The organism is Streptomyces noursei (assembly GCF_001646665.1).
In the GTDB taxonomy this organism is placed as follows: Bacteria; Actinomycetota; Actinomycetes; order Streptomycetales; family Streptomycetaceae; genus Streptomyces; species Streptomyces lavendulocolor.
The window spans coordinates 60,888-81,587 of sequence record NZ_LWBU01000101.1 but is presented as its reverse complement, the minus strand read 5'-3'; the positions used below and the strand labels follow the sequence as shown (position 1 = coordinate 81,587).

At 70.7% G+C, this 20,700-nt stretch carries 22 protein-coding genes; 6 read left to right on the top strand and 16 right to left on the bottom strand.

Annotated elements, in window-relative coordinates; translation table 11 throughout:
• Window positions 1–380 precede the first annotated feature (380 nt).
• Window positions 381–1,916: a hypothetical protein gene (locus A4V12_RS09945; protein ID WP_064068902.1), complete on the bottom strand. Its 1,536-nt coding sequence runs from the start codon at window positions 1,914–1,916 to the stop codon at window positions 381–383.
• Between the two features lie 151 nt (window positions 1,917–2,067).
• Entirely contained in the window at window positions 2,068–3,381 is a 1,314-nt protein-coding gene (locus A4V12_RS09940) for a hypothetical protein (protein WP_064068901.1), read from the bottom strand.
• A 223-nt stretch (window positions 3,382–3,604) separates the two neighbouring features.
• Here A4V12_RS09940 and A4V12_RS09935 point away from each other — a divergent pair, with 223 nt between their 5' ends.
• The 3 genes from A4V12_RS09935 (at window position 3,605) to A4V12_RS09925 (ending at window position 5,189) form a co-directional block, all read left to right on the top strand.
• Window positions 3,605–3,958: a DUF317 domain-containing protein gene (locus tag A4V12_RS09935; protein ID WP_107415378.1), complete on the top strand. Its 354-nt coding sequence runs from the start codon at window positions 3,605–3,607 to the stop codon at window positions 3,956–3,958.
• A gap of 103 nt (window positions 3,959–4,061) precedes the next feature.
• Window positions 4,062–4,352: a hypothetical protein gene (locus tag A4V12_RS09930; RefSeq protein ID WP_064068900.1), complete on the top strand. Its 291-nt coding sequence runs from the start codon at window positions 4,062–4,064 to the stop codon at window positions 4,350–4,352.
• Window positions 4,353–4,367: 15 nt separating this feature from the next.
• Window positions 4,368–5,189: a DUF317 domain-containing protein gene (locus tag A4V12_RS09925; RefSeq protein WP_064068899.1), complete on the top strand. Its 822-nt coding sequence runs from the start codon at window positions 4,368–4,370 to the stop codon at window positions 5,187–5,189.
• A 299-nt stretch (window positions 5,190–5,488) separates the two neighbouring features.
• On the opposite strand, the gene A4V12_RS09920 is transcribed toward A4V12_RS09925, so the two are convergent.
• From A4V12_RS09920 to A4V12_RS09875, 10 genes are all read right to left on the bottom strand, one after another.
• Complete coding sequence (locus A4V12_RS09920) at window positions 5,489–6,187, bottom strand: hypothetical protein (protein WP_064068898.1); 699 nt, start codon at window positions 6,185–6,187, stop codon at window positions 5,489–5,491.
• A gap of 76 nt (window positions 6,188–6,263) precedes the next feature.
• A complete protein-coding gene (locus A4V12_RS09915; protein WP_423564294.1) occupies window positions 6,264–6,743 on the bottom strand; it encodes a hypothetical protein in 480 nt (159 codons plus the stop codon).
• Between the two features lie 75 nt (window positions 6,744–6,818).
• Window positions 6,819–8,561 (bottom strand): relaxase/mobilization nuclease domain-containing protein, encoded by a 1,743-nt coding sequence (locus A4V12_RS09910; protein ID WP_107415377.1) that lies wholly within the window; start codon window positions 8,559–8,561, stop codon window positions 6,819–6,821.
• On the bottom strand, window positions 8,558–9,175 hold the full coding sequence (locus A4V12_RS38490) for a hypothetical protein (RefSeq protein WP_234372125.1): 618 nt from the start codon (window positions 9,173–9,175) through the stop codon (window positions 8,558–8,560). Before A4V12_RS38490 ends, A4V12_RS09910 begins: the two co-directional genes overlap by 4 nt.
• Entirely contained in the window at window positions 9,172–9,408 is a 237-nt protein-coding gene (locus tag A4V12_RS09900) for a hypothetical protein (protein ID WP_064068896.1), read from the bottom strand. Before A4V12_RS09900 ends, A4V12_RS38490 begins: the two co-directional genes overlap by 4 nt.
• Window positions 9,409–9,495: 87 nt before the next feature.
• Entirely contained in the window at window positions 9,496–9,687 is a 192-nt protein-coding gene (locus A4V12_RS09895) for a hypothetical protein (protein WP_064068895.1), read from the bottom strand.
• On the bottom strand, window positions 9,684–11,351 hold the full coding sequence (locus A4V12_RS09890; RefSeq protein WP_064068894.1) for a hypothetical protein: 1,668 nt from the start codon (window positions 11,349–11,351) through the stop codon (window positions 9,684–9,686). The genes A4V12_RS09895 and A4V12_RS09890 overlap by 4 nt, the downstream gene beginning before the upstream one ends.
• Window positions 11,348–11,989: a WhiB family transcriptional regulator gene (locus tag A4V12_RS09885; RefSeq protein ID WP_064068893.1), complete on the bottom strand. Its 642-nt coding sequence runs from the start codon at window positions 11,987–11,989 to the stop codon at window positions 11,348–11,350. Before A4V12_RS09885 ends, A4V12_RS09890 begins: the two co-directional genes overlap by 4 nt.
• Before the next feature lie 159 nt (window positions 11,990–12,148).
• Window positions 12,149–12,865, bottom strand: coding sequence for a zinc finger domain-containing protein (locus tag A4V12_RS09880; protein WP_064068892.1), 717 nt, complete (start codon window positions 12,863–12,865; stop codon window positions 12,149–12,151).
• A gap of 2 nt (window positions 12,866–12,867) precedes the next feature.
• Window positions 12,868–13,755 carry a helix-turn-helix domain-containing protein gene (locus A4V12_RS09875; protein WP_064068891.1) on the bottom strand — a complete coding sequence of 296 codons (888 nt, stop codon included), beginning with the start codon at window positions 13,753–13,755 and terminating at the stop codon, window positions 12,868–12,870.
• Window positions 13,756–14,823: 1,068 nt separating this feature from the next.
• On the opposite strand from A4V12_RS09875, the gene A4V12_RS09870 reads away from it, so the two are divergent.
• Both A4V12_RS09870 and A4V12_RS09865 read left to right on the top strand, forming a co-directional pair.
• Window positions 14,824–16,329, top strand: a complete 1,506-nt coding sequence (locus tag A4V12_RS09870) for a helix-turn-helix transcriptional regulator (protein ID WP_234372124.1) — start codon at window positions 14,824–14,826, stop codon at window positions 16,327–16,329.
• Window positions 16,330–16,415: 86 nt separating this feature from the next.
• Complete coding sequence (locus A4V12_RS09865; RefSeq protein ID WP_064068889.1) at window positions 16,416–16,823, top strand: acyl-CoA thioesterase; 408 nt, start codon at window positions 16,416–16,418, stop codon at window positions 16,821–16,823.
• Window positions 16,824–17,076: 253 nt separating this feature from the next.
• Here A4V12_RS09865 and A4V12_RS36320 read toward each other — a convergent pair whose 3' ends face one another.
• Entirely contained in the window at window positions 17,077–17,325 is a 249-nt protein-coding gene (locus tag A4V12_RS36320) for a hypothetical protein (RefSeq protein WP_159028840.1), read from the bottom strand.
• A gap of 19 nt (window positions 17,326–17,344) precedes the next feature.
• Between A4V12_RS36320 and A4V12_RS09855 the strand changes: the two genes are divergently transcribed.
• Window positions 17,345–17,593, top strand: a complete 249-nt coding sequence (locus A4V12_RS09855) for a hypothetical protein (protein WP_064068887.1) — start codon at window positions 17,345–17,347, stop codon at window positions 17,591–17,593.
• Window positions 17,594–18,158: 565 nt separating this feature from the next.
• Here A4V12_RS09855 and A4V12_RS37430 read toward each other — a convergent pair.
• The 3 genes from A4V12_RS37430 to A4V12_RS09845 all read right to left on the bottom strand — a co-directional run bounded on the left by A4V12_RS37430 (window position 18,159) and on the right by A4V12_RS09845 (window position 20,482).
• Window positions 18,159–18,329, bottom strand: coding sequence for a hypothetical protein (locus tag A4V12_RS37430; RefSeq protein WP_159028839.1), 171 nt, complete (start codon window positions 18,327–18,329; stop codon window positions 18,159–18,161).
• 613 nt (window positions 18,330–18,942) lie between these two features.
• The gene (locus tag A4V12_RS38485) at window positions 18,943–19,092 is read right to left on the bottom strand and encodes a hypothetical protein (RefSeq protein WP_234372123.1); all 150 of its coding nucleotides are present in this window, start codon (window positions 19,090–19,092) and stop codon (window positions 18,943–18,945) included.
• 1,177 nt (window positions 19,093–20,269) lie between these two features.
• Window positions 20,270–20,482, bottom strand: coding sequence for a DUF5988 family protein (locus A4V12_RS09845; RefSeq protein ID WP_064068885.1), 213 nt, complete (start codon window positions 20,480–20,482; stop codon window positions 20,270–20,272).
• Window positions 20,483–20,700: the final 218 nt, after the last annotated feature.

The window sequence follows — 20,700 nt, the reverse complement described above, 5'->3', positions numbered from 1 at the left end:
CACCCGTACGCCTGCCCGCAGAACGCCCCAGGCCGCCCCACGTCGACAGCCCGTACCGCCCGGACCTGATTCGTGGACTCAACGAATCAACGACCGCAACTCGGCCTTTAAAGGGCCCAACTCCGGCTCGTGCACGTCAAGTCAGACCCGAGGCCCACGAGAGTCCGCCTACCCTGTGTCGGTGATCTCCGTCACGCGATGTGTGTGTAAAGCAATACGATCGGTCGCGGTTCCCGCAGCCCAGCCCCGACCCAAAGCCTCCCGCCAATGGGGAACGACACGTGTGGGACACGGCGAGTGCGGCAGCAAACCTTCGGAACGCGTGGCCACCTGTGGTGCTCAAAGTGGCCAACTGGCCTGCTCAGTCACATCTCCACGGGCTAGGCGCGGATCGGGGGCACGTCGTAGCGGCTGACGGCCAGGTACGTCTCCGGCGTCGCCGCTTCGAGAAGACCCTCGTCACCCTCCAGATCAAGCTTCGGTTCCTCGGGACGGCGCAGCAGGTCACTCCAGTCGCTCGTCGCACCCCGCTCGTAGGCTTCACGGAGCAGGGGGCGCAGCCGGGGACGGGCTTCCTCCTGCTGCTCGCGGAAGATCCGCCGCCGGGTGAGTCGCTGTTCTTCCTGAGCATCCTCGCTCAGCCCCGAGTCGTCGGCCAGCTGGTCCTCGGCGCGCAGCCCCGGGGTGCGCCGGGCGATGGCGAGATCTTCCTCGTGGAGGCGCTCGCAGGCTGCGAACAGCTTCCGGGACATGCCGAGGTGGACCTCGGTTCCGGGGATGCGGCAGGTGAGGAAGTCGTCGAGCCCCATGGAGCGGATCCCGGCACGCAGGTTGTGCTGCTCACCGTGGAGCGCCGCTCCGCGGGCGTCGGTTCGCATGGCGAGCGTGAGGGTGTCGTCTTCCAGGGGGGTGGTCAGACCGGAGCGTCGGCGACGGGAAGCGCGGTCAGCCGGCACAGGCACCGTGCGCAGCTGAGAGGCGGGAGCGGAGCGCAGCGCCAGGTAGGCGAGCATCTGGGCGCGGGCCGCGCCGATGAGCGCGTCGTCGCTGTCGCCGAGGCGGTCTTCGAGGTTCCCCGGACCCGCCGCTGCCTGGTCGTCGGTGTCGGATCCGCCTGGGATGAGCGGCGGCTGGCCGGGGTGCAGGTCGTGGTCGATGGTGAGGAAGAGGTCGTCTCCGGGCCGCACAGAGGCGCCGACCAGCACGGTGCGGTGCGCGTACGAGCCGAGAATCTTGCTGCCAGCCGCCAGTTGTGCCCACCCCTTGCGGAGTACGTCGACACCGACATTGCCGCCCTTGGCCTCGATAAGCCAGTACATCTCCTCCGTCTCGTGCCGTCCCCACAGGTCGGGCAGTTTCTTCTTCGGGTCCTTGAAGGTTTCGCTCAGGGCGGGGATGGGGCCGCCGAGTTCGAGGTGTTCGGTCTGACCGAGGCCGAGCAGCGAGCGGCAGGCCCACTCGGTCATCGTCATGCCCAGCCGGTAGGCAGCGGCGTTCTTCGCCGTGCGCTCGGTTCCGTGCGCGTAGACCGGGTTCAGGGTCAGGCGCCGGCCCTTGGCGCCCGCTACGGGGTGCCGGGGCTCGACGGGGTGCGCGCCGAGGTAGGCGTACAGCGGGGCGACCCGCGCGACGAGTTCCCCGTGCGCGTACCGCGGCTGGTTCTGCAGGTGCGGGGTGACGTCGCGGCCGACCTCGGTGGCGGCCTTGATGATCTCGCGCCACGTGGTGGTCGGGGCGTACCAGCCATCCGCTGCCGGGAACCCGTCCGACCCGGTCCACGCCTTGTGCTCGGCCGTCCGCCACTGCCTCTTGGGCTTGTCCGCGGGCCCGTTACGGAACAGGACCGGTATATCGAAGCTGTCGGCGTAGGTGAGCGGCGGCTCGTCGGGTACGTCTGCGGGGATCATGGGGTCCATGGGGATAACCCTGGCACGGGCCTGGGCCCTCCCCGGGGCCGGGTGGCGGGCACGCCGATCTGCATGGCTCCTGCCGTCATGGCGCAGTCGCGGCCATGACCCATGGCGGCTGGTGTTGTTTGCCTGCCCCCGTCTCCTCACGTTGTGCTGCTCACGGTCGGTGGGGCCAGAAGATCGACGAGGGGAGCCGGACGGAGGGCAGGTGCACCGCCTGGATCGGTCCCAGAGCGGCGGCAGCAGCATGAAGGGCTTCGTCGTAGGTGCCGGAGCCAAGGACCTCAGCAGAGCAGGCAGGACAGTCTCCGGGGCGGCGGGCGTGACCGGCGTTGCGATCCCTGGAGCCTCGGACGTGCGTGAAGGCGTCGTCGGGAAAGTCGGCCCGCACGGCATGCCAGGCCCCGACCCGTTCGGCGTCGGGCAGCCCGGCCGCTACCGCCGGCCGCATCGGTGGCAGCAGCCGCCCGTGGTCCTGGACGAGGAACACCCGGTCGGTGAAGTCGATGCTGTCCCCCTTGGGGCGCTCCTGCTCCAGCCATGCCTGGGCCTCCTCGCGGGTGCCCGGCCCCCACAGGTAATCCGTCGGGAACCGTGTGGTGTCGTAGCGGGTGTCGAACTCCGCCCAGTGAGCGTCATTCCAGCGACTGCCCGGGATGAAGGGGATGGCCCGTACCACGACGTACTGGTACTCGTCGCTCTCGTGATCTTCCATGGGGTCGGGGGCGGTGAGCGCGCTGGCGGGTTCCATCCGTGCCTGCCCGGAGCCGTTCCAGCTCAGCACGATGATCTCCCGGTGCAGGGGTGCTGGGTATAGGCGCCCATCGGGGGTGGCCTGCCCCCACAGCTGGTTGATCAGCTCCGCCAGATCCCGCACCGTTCGGGCCGCATCGACGGGGGTGTCGACATGGTGGCCGGAGGGGTGGGCAACGTAGTTACGCAGCTTGGCCAGCGCGTCTTCGACCGCGCGGCTGCGCCGCCCGCGGAGCAGACCCGCCGTACGCGCCCACAGGCGGAGCCCGTGCAGCATCCCGTTGAACTCGATGGCGTGGGTGTCGACGACCAGCTTCGCGCGTTGCCGTGTCATCCGGTCCGCGCGCTTCTTGACGTCGTCGTACGACGTGACGGTGTAGGACACGTCCGGGGCCTGGGGGAGACGGAAGGTGATGGTGCCGGAGCACCACTCCATGAAGCGGTCGCGCAACGCCTGCTCGTAGATGAGGAGCGCCTGGTCGCCGACCATGGTGTACACGTCGTAGCACAGCACGCCGTAGGCGAAGACGGTGCGAAGCCGCTCGAAGGAGTCGCGTGTTCCGGCCGCGACGCCCTCCGCCAGGTCGCAGTCGGCGATCTGCCGTTGCTGGAATTCCGTGGCGTATTCGGGCTTCATGCGGCCGCCGAGACCGTAGGGGTTGAACGCCAGAGACAGGTCGTCCGCAGCGCGCAGCTCCTCAAGCGGCCGGATCTCCATGTACTTCTCCTCACGATGGGAAACGGGCCAGCTTGCACCTCCGGGCCTCTAGTTGGCCACCTCTTTCCTTCAGGCGACTTCGTGAGAGCGACGCGAAGGGGCGGAAGGCAACAGTTCGCCGGGGGCAGACAGGAAAGCGCGCGGAAAGACTGGCCAACGCGTTCGAGACCATGTCAACGTAGACGACCTTGCAAGAAACCCCAGGTCAAAGAGGTGATTGCCCGTGACCATGGCTCCCGTTGGCCCCGGATTCTCCACCACCGTCGAGGCCCTCCGGCTGCGCGAGTGGCAGCTCGGGCCCGGCCAGCCCACGCTCGTGATGGACCAATTCTCCGCCGACGACTTCAACCTGATCGTGGACGACCGTGCGGACGTGCACGTCAGCAGCAAGGACGGCCGCTTCTACCTTGGCTGGTTCCCGCTCGGTCGCCCCGGCACCGACGGCGAAGGATGGAAGATCGCCGTCACCGGCACAGCCAAGGTGCGCGGCTACCACCTGTCCTTCGACACCGAGACGCCGGCCGGCATCGTCGCCGCCGCAGTGGCACGCGTGCTGGAAACCTCACGGCGGGTGTGACAGCGCAGGGATCGGCCGGGAGTGCTCACCGAGTGCGGTCGCCGACTCCCGGCGGCAGGCCCTACTACCGCTCACCGTTTTCCTCACAAAAGGGAGGCTGTTCGTGACGCATCCGGAGATGACCGTCGACGAGCTCATCACCCTGTTGTCCGGCTTCGACCGGAGCGCTCCGGTCCGTCAGGCCATGAACCCGTTCTTCCCCATGGCACACCGCCTCGCGCAGGTCGTGCAGTCCGTGGATGAGACCGGCCGGACCGTCGTCTACCTCGCAGAGGGGCGGGTCGAGGACACACAGCTCGGCCATCTTCCGCCCGAGGTGGCCGTCGCTCTTGCCTGGCAGGGCCCCGTCCAGGCACCACCGCGCCGCCCCCGCCGAACTACCGGCGGCAAGTAGAACCGCACCGAGCCTTTGGAGGCGCCTCTGTACCCCGACTTCCCGCTCGACCCGTCCACCCCGTCCGGTGGTCAGCCCGCGTTCTGGGTCGGTCCCCGGCACCTGGCCGGTGACGACAAGCGCCTCTACGACACCGTTGCCGACACGCTCGCCGGCCTGGGCTGGACGAGCCTGACGATCGTTCGCGGTCGCCACCAGCCGGATGAAGCAGATGAGGACCGCCAGGTCCTGCGCAGCACCGTCCTGCACATCAGCCCCGATTCCCTCCGGTGGGCCCAGTGGAGCCTGGCGGATGAGCCGTTCCACCTGGGGGATCTGCCGATCGCCTGGCAGATCTCCGCCCGCGCGGACACGAGCAGCCCGCTCGCCCAGTGGTCGGCGTACTTCACCCCCGACGTCCCTGGCGAGTCCGTGGCCGACTTCCTCATCGCGCTCGATGCCCGTGACCAGCCCGCCGTGCCGATCGCCGGCCCCGAGCTGGTACTCGACGCCGTCGCCGCCCACGGCTGGCTCCGCGATATCGACCAGCCCCAGGCGGCGGCGACGGACCCGACGTTCACCTCGCACATCAGCCTCGGCGAGGTGCCGCCCCTCATCCAGGACGCCGACCCCCGCGCCCTGACCACTGAGGCTGACGAAGTGGGACCGGCTGGGTGGCAGGCGTGGGCCGAGCCCGCGCTCGGCGCACCGTGCCTGTGGGCGGTGTCCTTCGGCGCCAGCGTCCCGGACGATCTCGTCGCGGCCTTCGCCGCCTCCCTCAGCTCGACCGCACCGGTCCTGCGGCGGGTGCTGCCCGAGGCCACCCAGGAGCGGCTCCTGCGCGCCCCGGCCATCTAGTGCCCTGCGCTCGTCCTCCTGACCGACGCATACAGCCCGGCCTCTCCCGAAGGGAGGGTCGGGCTTCTTGCTGCTCGAGCCCGGTCTGTCCGTGCACACGATGCTGTTGCCGGCGGTCTGGGCCGGAGGCAGCAGTATGTCGGTGCCGGGATGAAGGCGCACGCTTTACCCGGCCGCCCGTGCGCATGGGGCTTCACACCCTGGGGGCCGGGTCAGGCGGCACGCGCTGCTCAGGGCGTGGGCTAACAGGCGGATGCCCCCGACCGTGAGGGTCGGGGGCATCCGTGTATCTGGTTCGGTCAGCTCGTGGCCGTGGCCGTGGCCGTGGCCTTGGCGAGGGCTTTGTCGAGGTGGCGGTCGACGAGGGCCGGCGAACCGGAGACGATCAGCAGCAGACTGCCGTCGCGGATCGCGACCTGCTTCACCACGGTGTTCCGTCCTCCGGAGGAGAAGGTCAGGAGCTGGCTCCACTGCTCGTCACCGCGGTCGTGGGGTGCGGTCAGCTTCTGCGAGGCGATGTCGATCGGGGTACCGCCCGCGACGACCTGATAGGTGGGGCAGCCGGTCATGGCGTCGAAGATCTGGCCGATGCCGTCGGACAGCTTGTTCGCGCTGTCGCTGTAAAGCTCCTCGGAGATTTCGGAGCTGCTGCCGGCGTAGGTGAAGGTGGCCTTCGCCTTGCGGGGGAAGGCGAGCGAACCGCCGGTGGCCGCCTCGCCGCCCAGTTCGCTCAGGGCCGGGCAGCCGATGACGGTGACGTCGTCGTGGCGGGCGGGGCGCTCCGGCTTGCGCAGGTAGCCGCTGCCGAGGTCGCTCTCGTCGAGCAGGCGCGACGCGAGCGCGGCCGACGAGAGCGTGACGGTCCTCTGGGCGGCGTCGGCCGGCTTCTCCGTACGGGCGGAGGGGGTGGTGTCGGGCTTCGTGCCGGTGGAGCAGGCGGGGACGGCGAGAAGGGCGGCGGTGATGCCGAGGGCGGTGGTGGCGACGCGAACGCGCATACGGAACTGACCCCTTGGTGCTTGGCGACGGGTGGTCAGTGCGGGCCTCGGGCCCGTGAGGTCGTAGGGGTAGGGGTCAGTGGCCGAGGTGGCGCAGGCAGTCCTCGAACGTGGCGTGCATCGCGTCCGCCGGCCCGGCGCTCCGGTTGTACCAGGCGGTGTCCAGACGGTTCTCCTGCTGCTGATGTCCGGCCCGGCAGCGCAGCCAGATCTCGCCGTGGGTGGAGAGGATGAGCCAGTCCCGGTACGCGCCGCACTCAGTGCAGGTGACCAACTCGCCGTCGAGGACGAGCGGCTGCGCCCACGGCATCATCCTGCCGTCGAGCTGGTCGTGGCTGGGCACGCGCAGCTCCGGCGGAAGGAAGTCGTCCACCGCAGTAGCCGGCTCGCTGCGCTCCGGCCCGGCCGACGGCCCACCGATTCCTGGGGGGACCTGGTCCTGCAGCCGCGCCGACAGCTCGAAGAATCGGCGCTGCGCCTCGCTGGGCTCCGCCACCCGGCGGCGTATCCGGTGGAACACCCTGATCTCTCCCTCGCCTCGTCCTGCTTCCGTCATGATCGTCCCCTACGCCCCTAGGAGCTTCAATTCACAGAGTCAACAGTCCGCTTCCAGCGAGTCAGAGACTGGGGGTCACCGCGTCTTGCCCGCCACATCCTTCCCGCCGCGCCGTGAGCCAGGTGCAGACGGCCGGGAGGTTGTCCTGCGTGTCGTGGCCGGGCCACCCGTGGTGCCGTTCGAGGGCAGTTCCGATGGGTCGGCGGGCAGGTCGGCCATCCGCCGCAGCCGCCACACGAGCACGTCGCTGACCGAGTCCGCGGTGTCGAGTTCCCGGCGCCTGACCGCGTCGGACAGGAGGGTGGCCGGGTCGTGGCCGGCGGCTTCGGCGTCTGCGATGGTCGCGGCCAGGGCGTACCAGCCGGGCTCGGCGAGAATCCGTTCGGCCAGTCTGGGCAGCGCTTCGCGCAGCAACACCGTCTGCCGCTGGAGCATCGGCCGGTTCAGGCGCCGGCCTCGCTGGTAGAGCACGCCGAGGGGTTGGGCGGCGGCGGCCTGATAGGCGGCGCGAAGGTGCTCGGCGGCCCGTGCGGCTGCGGCGGCCTGCTGCGCGTGGCCCTTCTTCGCGTGCCAGTGCGCGGCAGCGGTGATCAGGAAGAACAACATGTCGATCGCCATCGCGGTGCTCGCGCCGTCCTCGCCGCGGCCGAGGGCCGGGCCGCCGTGGACGAGGTCGCGGGCAGCCTGCCGCAGGGCCCGGTCGTGCCCGCGTACGGCGCGGACGTGGGAGCGCGAAGCCCGCTCGAAGGCCGTTGCGGCGTCTCGCAGTTCACGGCGGGTGTGGGCGGCGGACGTCTTTGCGAGGGCGTCCAGGACCTCTCCCACTGCGGCGATGTGGGCGGCGGCGACTGCGTCCTCGCCGTGCTCGACGACCAGCACGGCCTGCCACGCGGCCGACGCCGTCCTGCGCCGGGCCGCGGTCGGAGTACCCGGCCCCGAACGGACCCCGTCCTCCTGCCGGGGAGCCGGGCCGTTCTGGGTATCGGCGGACCAGCGCTCGCGGATGCGGGGCAGCGAGAGGTCTGGGGCGAGGCGCGCGCCGGGGTAGAACACCGGCTCGCCGTCCTTGTTGCGGTCGTCGGGCAGGGCGACCTTGTATCCGAGGAGGTCCCCGGAGGGCGCGACACGCTTACGGATCAGGAGGCCGTCACGGGCGAGCCGGTCGAAGAACTCCTCGTCGCTGGTCGCGCCGGCCACCGCTCGCCGTACCGTCTCGCGCAGTTCTTCACGGGCGGTGCGCTCGCGGCCCTGGCGTTCGGCCTTGTGGCGTTCGGCGCTGGTGGGCCGCTGAGCGGCGGTGCCGTCGCCGGGTGCGACCTGGTGGAGGCCGAGTTCCTTTTCGATGAGCCGGACCTCGGCCTGGGCGCGGGCGCCGGAGCGGTAGTCGTCGGGGCGATGGCCGTCCTCGGTCACGAGGGTGGCGACGATGTGGATGTGGTCGTCCGCGTGCCGTACGGCTGCCCACCGGCAGCCGGGCTGTCCGTCGCCGGGGTCGATGCCGGTCGCGGCGACGATCCGGCGGGCGACCTCGGCCCACTCCTCGTCGGACAGGGTCCGGTCGCCGGGCGCGGTGCGGACGGAGGTGTGCCACACGTGCTTGGCGGGCCGGGCGTGCGTCGGCAGCGCCTGGACGGGCTGGTCCAGGAGCTGCTGGAGTGCCTTTAGCGTGGTGTTCGGGTCGCGGCCGGGGTCGGGGGCCATGCCGTCGAAGGAGGCCACGAGGTGGGAGTCCACGTGTTCCTCGTGCCTGCCGGGGCCGTAGAGGTAGGCGAGCAGGCCGATGGTCCGGTCGCCTGGCGCGTTGACGCTCGGGATCATGCTGCCTGCTGTTCGAGGACGGCGGTCGCGGCGGCATGCACTGCGTCGGCGGCCCGCCGCACGGCCGCGAGGCTTGCCTCTAGCTGAGGTGAGATTTCGGCACCGGAGTTCAGGGCCTTCGTCACCTGATTGAGATTGCTGCCGGCCCAGCCGAGCTTGCGCCGGCTGTCGAACAGCGCGGTCAGAACATCGCGTTCGGTGGCGATCTCGGCGTTCGTTCGGTTGAGATCCCGGGCCGCAGCGAGCGCGGCACGGGCGAGGAAGCCGCCGACGGTCAGGTTGCACTGGGCGGCGGCGGAGGAGATCAGGGCGAACTCGGCATCGTTGAAGCGGGTAGTACGCAGGTGGCGGCGCTTCTTCTCGGGCGGCTGACGTGGACGCTGACGGGCAGGTCGCTCACGAGGTCGACGATTCGGCTTGCGCTCCTCCTCCGGCTTCGATCCGCCCTCGGTCGAAGCCCCCCGGACCTGCGCCCCCCGGTGCAGGTCCTCTTCCGCCCCCTCGGGGGTGGACTCGGCGGAAGTACTACTTCCGCCCCAACTTGCTCGCCGCGAGACCGTGTTGGAGTCGCTCGCAAGTGCCGGGGTGTTGCCGTTCTGGATCGGGTGCGTCATCGGGAGTCGGGCCTCGTGGAGCGGATGCGGTGCTGGATGGTTGCGGCCAGTTCGACGACGTCGGCCGGCCCGGTGAGGACGGGGACGGGTCCGTCGGTCTGGAACTGGACGAGCCACTGGCCGGTCGGGGCCAGGACTGCGGCGTACAGGAGGCGTCGGCGGATCAGGACGTCCGCCCAGGCGCCGGCCTCGGCGATCGTGGGCTCGGATGTGCGAACGGAGCGCGGTATCACGGTGTGTTTCCTGGAGAGGGCGGTGGCCCGGCGGGGAGCCGGGCCACCTATGTGCGAGTAGGGACGTTGAGCTGGGTTCTTGCCGGTTCAGCCGCACTCGGGGCAGCGCGCGACGTGGCTGCTGAGCGCCCTGGCCATCCGCTGCTTCGTCGATGCAGCCTGCTTCGCGCTGGACTTGGCCGCCGGCCTGCCCTCGTGCCGCTTGGAGTGGGCGATCATGTAGCCGATCTCCCGCTGGTACTCCGCACGGACGGTGTTGAACTGGTGGCAGGTCTTCATCGGGCGGTGCTCCTTGTATTTATGGTGTCGTCGCTCCGCAGTTGCTGGAGGACGAGGCTCAGCCGGTCGTTCCGGCCGCCCTTGAGGCCCTCGCGTCGGAGGATCTCCCGTAGTTGGACCCGGGTGACGGCCCCGTTGCCATCCCGTGCGAGCAGTGCGGGGACGTGGGGGCGGACCTGCTGGACGAGCTGGTCTACGGACTGCTCCGGCTCACGTGGCGGACGCTGTGCTTGTGGGCTTCGGGACCGGCCACTTCGCTTTCCCTTGACCTTGGCCTTGGTGGTCGGCTTCCGGCGGAGGGGGACCTTGTGTCCCCAGTCCCCGGTGGGGTCGGTCCCCGTGTCGGCGCCCTTCGGTCCCCGGTCCCCGGTGGGGTCGGTCCCCGTGTCGGTGTCGGTCGGTCCCCGGTCCCCGGTGGGGCCGGTCCCCGTGTCGGTGTCGGTCGGTCCCCAGTCCCCGGTCGGGCCGGTCCCCGACTCGGCGCCCTTCGGTCCCCGGTCGCAAACCTGGGCGTGACCAGGCACTTCGACCGGCGGGCAGCCGGTCCCCGCGTCACCGTCCTGTTCGGTGGGCTCCGTCTTGGCGGGTTCGGAGTCGGTGTCGGTGTCGGTCGGTCCCCGGTCCCCAACGGGCTCGGTCCCCGCGTCGCCGCTCTCGGTCCCCGCGTCATGTTCCCTGGCTCCGGGGACCGGTCCCCCCTCCTCACGCGGTCCCCGGTCCCCGATCAGTTCGGCGTGACCGTGGGGACCGGCCGCGGGGACCGCCGTGCTCGGCATCCGCGGCGAGGGCACCGTCGCAGTCGTGGCACTGCCACGTGGCGGGGACCAGGGGGAGGGGAGCGGGACCGTGGCGAGCGCGAGGGCGTGCCGGCGGGCGGCGAGCTGGTCGAGCAGCTGCGCGCGCTGGAGGGGGTCGGTGCCGACCGATGCCCTGCCGAGGGCCTTCGACAGCCGCCGGGTGAGGCGTCGGCCGCGCCAGCTCCGCTGCTGCTCGGGCGTGCGCTCCGCGAGGAGGGCGGCGAGGGCGACCGCACGGGTGGTGGCCCGGTCACGGGTGATCTGCGCGGCGTCGCGGTCCCGGGCGGCGATGCCCAGGCGGGACAGCAGGCGTTCGCGTGCCTCCCGCCCCAGGGTGGCAATCAACCCGCGGGACGCGGCGCCCGGCGTGCGCAGGCGCAGTTCGATTCCCATGGCGAGGTGCCACAGCATCGCCGCCATGATCGGGCCGACGAAGGCGCGGACGGTGCCGCCGACGGGGCCGCTCTCGGCGAAGGCGGGGATCACCTGGACTCCGGTGATCACCCAGACCAGCGTGCCGGGTAGGCCGGGCGCGCCCTGTGTGGCCAGGTTCTGCCGGGCCATCAGCGCGGTCGCGAAGAGAGCGAGCTCCGCTGCGGCGAACATCGCGGCGCGTTGGGCGGTGCCGGCCATGTTGAGGTAGTCGGCGGCGAAGCGCCAGCTCGTGTCCGCGCTGTAGGCGGTACAGCCGAGCGCGGCGAACGCGGCGACCTTGACCGCCGGACTGCCGAGACGCTTCTGCGGGCGCGTGTCCCGCCGCCGCATCGCCCAAGCAGTCAGCATCAGGACAAGGGCGGCGGGCACGCCGATCGCGAGGAGGAGAGACGGGTCCGGAGCGGCACCGAGGGACAGGACGGGGTGGGTCATGCGGCCTTTCCGAGAGGGGAGTGCGCCGAGGTGGACGCCACCGGACGGGTCACCGGCTGCCGTGTGCCGGGCTGGGCGAGTGCGGGGCCACCGGTGGTCGGGGCGGTCTTCTTCCCCTTCTTCTTCGGCCGGGGCACGCCGTAGGTGCGGTCGCGGTCGAAGACCTTGTTGGCCGCCTGCCGCAGCAGGTCACGGGCGTGCTTGTGGCTGATCTGCAGCGCGGCGGCGAGCCGGTCGGGTCGCCAGCCCCGGACATAGGCGTGGTCGATGACGACCTGGCGCTCGACCTCGGTCAGGTGCACGTCGCGACCGTTGAAGAACGCGATCACGCGGCTGTAGTCGAGGCGCTGGGGCAGTCCGTCGTGCCAGGGGCGCCGCTCCGCCTCGGTGAGCCCGCCCCAGATGCCCTCCTTGAGGACGTTCTCCAGGGCGTAGTTGAGGCAGTCGCCGCGCACCGGGCACCAGCCGCACAGCTCCTTAGCCTCGGCGATGGCCTCGTGGTCCCGCGGGAGCGGGAAGAACACGGCGTCGGCGTCCTCGGGGTCCATGCCGTGGCACGCTCCTCGGTTCTGCCAGCTCGTGTCTCCGATGCCGCGCAGGCCGGTGGCCGGCGCGTGGTGGGTGGTGATGTGACGCAAGGGTGTCTCCGATGTGCTGCCGCGTCGGCCGGTCGGGGCCGGCGCTGGGCGGACGCGGCGTCGGGTACCGGCTGCGGCGCAGGGACGTGCGCCGCAGCCGAGGCGGGACGATGGTGTTTCGGCGGTGCACCTGACTGGTGCACTGGCCTTGCGTGCCGGTCAGGCCATCGCGGGCTGCCGGACCTGCTCGGTCTGCTGGGCCTGCTGTGCGGCGGCGATGTCGAGGCGGCCGGGGTGCGGCGTGGCGCGCGGGGCGGTCCCGCGTGCCCCGCCGTCGGGGCCGACCCTTCGGCGGCGGCACGGCTCACCGGGCTGGGCCAGGCACCACTCGCAGCGAACGCTCAGGGCGTCGGGCTGGCCCTGGGCTACGGCCGCCTCACGCGCGGCACGGGCGGGCCGGTAGGGCGCGAGGGCAGCTCGGGCGGCGGGCGGTATGCAGGAGCCGATCGCCCGCAGCCGGGCCTCCAGCTTCGGGTCGACCCCGTCGCGACCGCTGGTGATCGCCCGGGCCTGCGCGGGCTGCGCGAGGCCGGCGGCGACGGCGCGGCGAGCCCCGGCCAGTTCGGCCGTCCAGGCGGCCTGGTTGTCAGGGTCGATGGACGGCGTGGGGTCGGAGTGCCGGGCCAGGCGGTCGCGCCGGTAGCTCTCCCAGGGACGAGCCACGTCCGCGGGCAGGATTTGGTACGGCGAGGTGCGGATGTGCTGCCGGGCGGCGACACGGGCATCCCAGCCGTGCGGCGTGGCCATCGGCACGTCGCCGAGCAGTTCGTGCCACTGGGCGAGCTGGTCGCGGGCCTCGCCCTGGTCGGTGCGGATGGTGCGGGGGTCGAGCCGACCGATGTAGGCCAGCAGGGCTGCGATTTCGCGGCGATCCATGGTCAGCCCTCCGTTCCGGTCGGCTCGTCGAGGGCGGCGAGAAGGGCGGCGGTGTGGGCCTCGGCCCGCGTCATGCCGCCCGGCGCACCGGAACCTCCGCCGGGCACGGCGTAGAGGTTCGGGCGGCTGGGGGCGTGCTCTCGGGCGATCCAGGAGCGCCAGTCGGCAGCCCAGACAGCGGCCGGTCGCGGCTTGAAGTCTGCCCGGTGCGCGCGCCACTTCGCATCGGCTGCCTGCAGGCCCTGTTCGCCGAGGCGGTCGAGGTGTCCCTGCCGGCGGGCCCAGGCGTGGGTGGCTGGGTCGACCTGCCACTCGGCAGCCGAGAGGACGGCGGCACCACTGCTGTACCTACGGTTCAGATCCGGTTCACTACGGTTCTGTGTGCCGGTTTCCGGTACATCGCTGTGCCGGTTTCCGGTATGCCGAGGTGCCGGTTTCCGTCGGGACCTGCTGGTTTCCGCTACTGCCGGTTTCCGGACCGTCTCGCGGGATTCCGGTACCTCACGCGGGCGGATTCCGTACCGCCGCAGGGCCGAGAGCCGAAGTGTCGGGCTCGCCTCCGGATCGTCCGCCGTCGCCTGGTCGGCGTCCTCCTGTTCTCCCATGGCTTGTGCCAGGGCCTTCGCGGCGAGGGGCAGGCGGTAGACCGTGCTGCGCTGGGGGCCGGTGAGGTCGTCCAGCTGCTCCAGCTCACCGCCGGCGACCAGTCGACCGAGGGCTTCGCGCACCGTGGAGACGGAGGCGCGGGTGCGCTTGGCCAGGCTGGACAGCGACGCCCAGGAGACGCACTGTTCGTCGGCCACCCGGTCGGCGATCGACAGCAGGACCAGGCGTGCCGTTCCCCGGCTGGAGCTGTGCTCCCACACCCACTCGCGGGCTTCGCTGCTCATCGGCCGCTCCCGCGCGCGAGGCGGGGCCGGTGGCTTACCGAAGCCGGGGCGGTGTGATGCGGCTCGGGGCAGGAAGGCGCCGGTCCGGAGGTGGCTGCCGCGCAGGCCAGGCGGAAGGGCCTTTTGCGCAGGGCAGGAGGCATGCAAGAATCCCCTTTGCAGTGTTGCCACGCTGACGCGCCCGGTGGAATGGGATCAGCGTGGTGATGGTGGGCAATCGCCGCCCTTGCCGGGGCGGTTATGCCGTCAGGCGTTCGGCGTCCGGGAGTTCACTCTCGGACGCCGCCGCTGTTTACGGACCTATATGGCCGGTCCGTGTGCCGCTCGCTCCTCGCATTCGCCGCGCCGGGCAGGGCTGCCCGGGGGACGAGGAACATACGCACGGGCCTGCGGCAAGATCCAGAGTTGGTTCTTAATCTCTGTACTAGTCGCAGAGCGTGACGAGGCGAGACGCCAGGTTGTCGCTCGCACGTGTCGCCAAGGCTGCCGGAGAATCGTTGCCGCGATTCCTGGGAGCGCTCGACAGACGCCATGGATGGAGGCGGCGGGCGAGGCTGGGCAGCCGACTGCTTGCTCCGGGTCTCGGAGGTGAGCGTCACGGTGCCCCCACGTGTCTCATGCACAACGCCTTGTCGAACCTGCTGGCCAGAGCGATTTAAGCCAAGCGTCATCAAGGCAGTCAACGGCGATCTTTTGTCCGCTTTAGTCGCAAACGTCGTCACGGTGGCAGGCGCCTGACCTCCGGCCTACGTGACCGTAAGTCGCTTGCCAGGTAAGGGGAGTGGCGTTTGGGGGTGGATCTGATAAGGCATTAGATAATGTGGTCTAGACCGAACGCGAGGTGGTCCGACGAAAATCGGCAACCTTTTTCCGGTTTTCCCGGCGGCCCACTTGTTGATCAGGGGTGACGTCCGATTCGGGTGCGAATGTACGCGATGTCGGCTCCATCTGGTTCGACGTTAAACCAGTGCAGGGATGCCCCTTTGTGCCCCATGCCACATGCGATCAAGATCGCTTAAATGTTGCGTATGGTTCCTGTCGGGAGATGGTGGGGCGGGGGTTCGGTGCATGCACTGGACCCTTTTGCGCGCCCGGAAATGGGAGTCTCCGCAAAGGCGTAAAGGCAGGTTTTTCGTGGTCACAAATGAACAAGGCCCCGGCAGCGACGAGGCTGCGGACAAGGAGGTCCCGGGTCAGGTCGCCGGCTCGGGGGGCGAAGTGACCTCTGGGGACGATGTCGAGCAGCCAGTGGCCGGCCAGTTCATGGGGTTCGGCGCACTGCTGCGGAGATGGCGCAGGAACGCACGGGTCAACCAGACGCTGGCGGCCAAGGCCCTGGACATGGGCGAGCGGACGTACCGCAAGATCGAGCGTGGCGCGATCCCGCCCAGGCTGACCCGGGAGCAGGTCGAGTCCCTGGCGACGCTGCTCAACCTGGACCGTGACGAGCGTCATGCGCTGGTGCTCTACAACATCGGTTCCGCCCTGGTGCCGCCGAGCGGTTCCGGGCAGCCCGAGCTGCAGCAGGCGCTGCGCCTGCTCATCGACCGGCAGATGCCCAGCCCCGCGTACCTGTGTGACCAGCACTGGAACATCTTGGGTTTCAACACTGCGATGGCCGAGTGGTGGCCATGGGTGATGGAGCCGGGTGCGAACTTGATTCGCTGGGCCCTGACCGAACCGGAGGCCCGTGCCCAGTACCAGGACTGGGACAAGCACGCGTCGGCGTACGTAAAGATCTTGAAATTCGCCCAGGCCACCAGGCCGAATGATGCAGAGCTGCGCCGGCTGATCGACGACGTCAAGAAGGATGTCGACGTGCGGCAGGTGTGGGAAACCGAGTACGACATGGGCGAGACGCGCGATGGCCACGTCTTCCGGATGAACATACCGACGCTGGACTGGGAGACCGTCGAGGTCGTGAGCCATGTCCTCTACCCGGCGTCGATGCCCGACTGCCGCTTCGTGGTGATCACCTGGGTCGAGGGCGGAGGGGACGACGAGCGGGACGCCCTGGGAGGCACCCGCGACGCCTGGGCCGCCACGACGGCGAACCAGGACGATGTGGCTATCGCGCGGCGACACGCGGAAAACCGCGCGGCCGAAGATGCCGCCACCCGCTGGCGCCGGGAAGCGGCGGCGCTCGCCTCCCGGACAGTCGTCTCAACCGCCGAGGAAGCGGCGGCCCTTGCAGGGGCGGACGGCGTACCGCTGCCGGCCATCAGCCAGGTTCTGGGCAGGGATGTCCAGCTGACGCTCGCCCCCGACCAGCGCACCGTGGTGTGGGCTGTCGAGGAGGCGATCGGGATCTGGTCCGTCACTCACGTCTCGCCGGCCACGGTGGTCGCCCGCGTGCCCAGGGGCGTCCTACAGGGGGCCGCCTCGCCGAGATGCGTCAGCTGGTCCGCGCCGCACTGCCGGCCGACAGTGCGGCGGCAACCGCCCGCATTGGCGAGCTTCTCCACGAGCGCGACACCGAGCAGCGCGTGCTCCGCGACGTCCTGCAGTCGATCCAGGAGAGTGGCACCGGCGAGCTCGGCGCCCAGGGCGCTGGCCAAGAACCCTAGGCCATGAGGCCCGCCGTGTAACCGAATGGCGCGCAAGCGCCCAGCTGGTGCAGTCGCTGCCGCACCAAGCCCTTCGCACAGAAAGACCTCTTCGTGAACACCTACACCTATCCGCTGCCGCTGCGTTGGGCGGACGCGGACTCTTACGGGCACGTCAACAACTCGCTGTTCCTCACCTACCTGGAGGAGGCGCGTACCCGCATGTTCCAGGACATGCTGCCGGCGGACGAAGCTGGACGGCGCCAGCGAGCCTTCGTGGTCAGCCAGTCCGTCGTCGACTACCGCGCCCCGCTGACGTACCGCGAGGAGCCGGTCGACGTGCAGGTCTGGGTCATCAGCTGCCGTGGGGCTCGGCTCGAACTCGGATACGCCATCCGGGACGCCGAGCGTACGTACGCGGAAGCCGTGACGAAGATGGCCGCGTACGACCTGGACACCGGCCGACCGCGGCGCATCTCCGCAGCCGAGCTGAAGTTTCTCGCTCGTTACACGGAGTCCTGACCCCCGGTCCTGTGGCCGGTCGCCAGCGGCCCGTACGCGCGGTGCCTCGCCCTGCACAGCCCGGGGCGCCGCTCCGCCGCCCCGGGCATGGCGGCTCGCTGATGACCGGATGGAGCCACCGAGGGGTAGGTCCAACTTCCGGGCCGCGGCCGCATGTGCCCTCCGCGTCTGGACCCGGTCGTCACGGTCGCCCGGCGGAACAAACACCGCCGTGCGCCCCGCGGCCTGGCTGCTCTCGACCGTGTCGCGCCGCTCATGGCCGTACCCTCAGGAGTCGGGCGGCGCCGGCGTCCAGGAGCTGCTCTCCCGCCCGGCGTCCGACAGCGGTGAGGTCGGAGGCAGGACCGCTCGTGACGGTGCGAGGGGGCGCACCGCCGACTGGGTCGAGGACGACGGCGTGCACGGTGACGCACTCGGCTTCCTCTTCGAGGGTGGCGTGAACGGAGGCGGCGGTGAGGCAGCCGCCCCGCAGGGTGGCGAGGGTGGCACGTTCGGCGTCCACGAGGACGCTTGGTGGGCCTGTGGGTGAGTGGGGCGAGGAGCTGGCTGGTGGTGTGACCGTGCCCGGCAGCCGCGACCTGTGGGCGCCGGTCGCCTATGTGCAGACCCCCGTGACAGCGAAGCCGAAGGGCACCTGCAAGGCCATCCTCGACTTCTACGGCGCCTGCACCAAGCGGATGGACCTGCCCGAGATGGTCCGCCAGGTCGCCGACTCTCTCGGTGATCCTGGTGTATGCAGGCCACCGGTGTGGTGCGTGTCAGCGCGGTGAGGGCGGAGCGGCGTGCCATAGGGGCGGGGCCCATGGGGAGATGTCGTCGGCACGGCTGCGTCATCGTCACTGCTGCATGTGGCGGTAGCGGGGGGTTGGGTCTCGGGCGGGGAAGGCGGGGCCGGGGGCTGATAGGCGGAGGAGGTCGTCTGCGTGGGGCTGGGGAGGCATTCGGCCGGTGCGGGTGATTCCCGGGGGGGAGCGGTGGGGCAGGCGGGTGCGGTGATCGACGGGGTGGGGGGGAGCGGGCGGGTGTGGCTGGGGGTGGCTGTGGGGGTGGGTTCGGTGGGCTGGGGTGTGGGGGCGGGGGCTGCGCTGTGGGGAGGCCTGGTGGTCGGTGCGGGGGCCGTTGTCGTCAGCGTGGCGGGAAGCTTCGCCGGCTGGGCCGAGGCGGGAGTGAAGGTGATTGCCGGATTCAGCGGTGTGATGTTGATGTCGGCCCTCACGGCGGTGCAGGCTGCGCCTGCGCCTGCGATCAGGGCGCAGGCAGCAGCGATGAGGAGCAGTGTCCGCATGAAGATCGCCTCTTTTCGATGGGGTCACCGGGTTTGAGGGGTGGCGGGGGTCAGGAGGTGCTGAGGGTCTGAATGAACTGTTTGAGGCCGTTAAAGAACTGCTCGATGCCGTGGACGATGTCGAGGAAGGTGTGGGCGGTCTGGACGGGGGCGATGGCGATCAGGAACAGCAGGATGATGAGGACGAGCCAGAAGAGCGGTCCGCGCGGCGTACTCAGCACGGTGGCGTCTCCCTCCTACAGAGATCGGGCGCAGGCAGGTGCGTTGAGGGCGCCGGCGTTCCGTCAGGCGGGGGTGAGGAGCACGAGCCGCCCAGCGGGCGGCCCGCTGTCCGGACAGGAGTAGCGGGGCCAGTGGCGTCGGCTGCACAGAACGCGTGTGTTGAGAAGCGGACGGGGCCGCTTGGATGTGTGGTGCGGCACGCGGGGCCGGTAAGGCTGGAGAGTGTGCACCGTGCTGGCGATGCCCTGCAGGGCGCGTGTCGCCCGCCATTCGCCGGCGTCCTGGGGGAAGGTCCAGCGGGAGGGTGAGGTGGAGCTCGACGGTGGCGAGAGAGCCGAGTTCCAGACCGGCCAGGGATGACTGGGGTGATCCGCTGGGCAGGTACGTCGAAGTTTTCGGCCGGCGCGGCCGCAAGGATGTCGTACATGTGCGCCATGTGAGGTCTTTTGTGGTTGTGGTGTCTGCGGCGCCGCCGCGTGGTTGTGGAGGCAGGCTGCGGGGTGGGCGGGCCAGTTCAGGGTGATCGATCCCCAGGCCGGTGCGGACCTGAACGCGGTCGGCGGGGTACGGGGCCGGGACGGGCCACGGCCGTGCGCCGGTGTCGTGCATGGCCTACGAGAGAAAGACGGCGGCGGTGTTGCCCACCTCTCGGATGGTGCGGTAGCCGCAGCGGGCGGCGACGGCATCGAGGATCCGCTGGTGGGCCTGGTGCCCAATAGATGCCTCGGCGCTGTTCGCGGGCCAGCCGGCTCGGTCGAGCACGGTGTGGGAGGACAGCGTCGTGCGTTGTGCGGCATGGGTACAGACATCTGCGCCGGGCATGGGGGAGGGAGAGCTGCTCTGGGGGCGGCTGATGGCTCTGCACGTGGCGGGCGCCGCCCGCAGCGGTCGTGGCGAGAATTGCGGCGTGCTCCGTCAAACGCCGTGATCGCGCCCGCTTCGTCGGCGGTGCCGCGTCGAAGGAGCAGGGCGGCACCGCCGCCGGCGGGGTAGCGGTGTCCCGTCTGGGAGGGGCGGTGCTGCGCGGGTATGTCTGCGCCGCGATGACCAGCGGACGCTCGTACATCCCCGTCGGCAGCATGCTGCCGGCCGCGGTGTGGACGAAGCCAGAGCAGACCGCTGAGATGTCGAACGCGGGCAGAGTCGGCCGGGCCCGGCCGGCGGGCGGCCTTTGGTGCGGTGGCCGGGCACCACAGGCCGGGCAAGGTGGTGGCGATGACCACACGGTCTGCTGCTTCGGTGACGCGGACTGGACCGTCGCACGGCCTGCGGCGCCGCCAGATCACCCCAGCGACAGGCGCGTTGAGCATGGAGCGTCCCCCTCACCGGGCCGCACTGCGACGAAGAGACTGCAAGCGTGAGGGCTGGCCCGTCGGCGGCGCCGAAGGGACCCACGCGGGGCACGTGGCCGGTGGCACGAAGACCGGCAGTGCGCCCGGCTTGCGGTGGCGTGCGGGCCAGCCACAGGCCTCAGGGGGCGCTCCGCGGGGGAGCCGGGGGCATGCCGGTGCGGGTCTTTGCTCGGGGCGGCGACAGGGCCGGCCTGGATTCTTCGCCGTCCGGCACAGGCCGCTCCCCCCAGGCCGGCCCCGCGGTCGGCCTGAGGTTCGCCGCTCGGCCGCCCGGTGGCACTGTCACGCCGGATGAACTCGCAGGCGTGTTGTTTCGATGTCATCTCGTCTCACACTCCCCTGGTGTTGGCGGGACGCAGGCCAAACCTTGGACGGTGACGGTGATGAGGGCTTGCAGGGCCGGGTGCTGCTCGTGGATCACCGCCGGGAGCGGACCGGACGGCCAGGCGTATGCCGGGGCCTCCTCGCGGAGGTGATGACGGGTCATTTGCCAGGCAGGCGGATGGCGCAGCCGGACGGCCCGGCGGTGGTGCGGGGGCGGTCGGCCACAGGGGCCGGGTTGTCAACGGCGTGGGCAGGCCGGGGACCTACTCGGCGATGCGGGTGCGATACGACCAGCGGTAGACGGCGCAGTGCAGGCCGTCGTGTTCGGCTGTTTCCCCGGTGGCGACGAAGTGTTCACGGCCGCCGTACCAGGTGACGGTCACTTTGTCGGCGGGCGGGTCGAGCGGGTGGAGCCGGTGGGCGGCGGGGAGTTCTTCGGGGCCTTCCACCAGGAGGGCATGGGTCAGAGGGGACATTCTTCCTCCTTGTGCTGCTGGCGGTTGCTGGTGACGGGGGTGGTGTCCCGTACGCGGGGGTGGGGCGGTGGGGCCGGGGCTGGTGCCCGGTGCTGTCGCCTGCCGGGGGTGTGTCGAGCAGGAGACGGGCGGTGGTTGCGGGAGCGGTGGCGGGGTGGGCGGTGAGGTGGACGGGGCGTAGTTGTGGTTGGCGGGTGGTGAGGGTGCGCAGGAGGCGG

What these genes read in the sequence shown, in the direction of transcription:
- A4V12_RS09945 (WP_064068902.1), bottom strand. Translation starts at nt 1,916, where the DNA reads ATGGACCCCATGATCCCCGCAGACGTACCCGACGAGCCGCCGCTCACC.
- A4V12_RS09940 (WP_064068901.1), bottom strand. Translation starts at nt 3,381, where the DNA reads ATGGAGATCCGGCCGCTTGAGGAGCTGCGCGCTGCGGACGACCTGTCT.
- A4V12_RS09920 (WP_064068898.1), bottom strand. Translation starts at nt 6,187, where the DNA reads ATGCGCGTTCGCGTCGCCACCACCGCCCTCGGCATCACCGCCGCCCTT.
- A4V12_RS09915 (WP_423564294.1), bottom strand. Translation starts at nt 6,743, where the DNA reads ATGACGGAAGCAGGACGAGGCGAGGGAGAGATCAGGGTGTTCCACCGG.
- A4V12_RS09910 (WP_107415377.1), bottom strand. Translation starts at nt 8,561, where the DNA reads ATGATCCCGAGCGTCAACGCGCCAGGCGACCGGACCATCGGCCTGCTC.
- A4V12_RS38490 (WP_234372125.1), bottom strand. Translation starts at nt 9,175, where the DNA reads ATGACGCACCCGATCCAGAACGGCAACACCCCGGCACTTGCGAGCGAC.
- A4V12_RS09895 (WP_064068895.1), bottom strand. Translation starts at nt 9,687, where the DNA reads ATGAAGACCTGCCACCAGTTCAACACCGTCCGTGCGGAGTACCAGCGG.
- A4V12_RS09890 (WP_064068894.1), bottom strand. Translation starts at nt 11,351, where the DNA reads ATGACCCACCCCGTCCTGTCCCTCGGTGCCGCTCCGGACCCGTCTCTC.
- A4V12_RS09880 (WP_064068892.1), bottom strand. Translation starts at nt 12,865, where the DNA reads ATGGATCGCCGCGAAATCGCAGCCCTGCTGGCCTACATCGGTCGGCTC.
- A4V12_RS09875 (WP_064068891.1), bottom strand. Translation starts at nt 13,755, where the DNA reads ATGAGCAGCGAAGCCCGCGAGTGGGTGTGGGAGCACAGCTCCAGCCGG.
- A4V12_RS09870 (WP_234372124.1), top strand. Translation starts at nt 14,824, where the DNA reads ATGCACTGGACCCTTTTGCGCGCCCGGAAATGGGAGTCTCCGCAAAGG.
- A4V12_RS09845 (WP_064068885.1), bottom strand. Translation starts at nt 20,482, where the DNA reads ATGTCCCCTCTGACCCATGCCCTCCTGGTGGAAGGCCCCGAAGAACTC.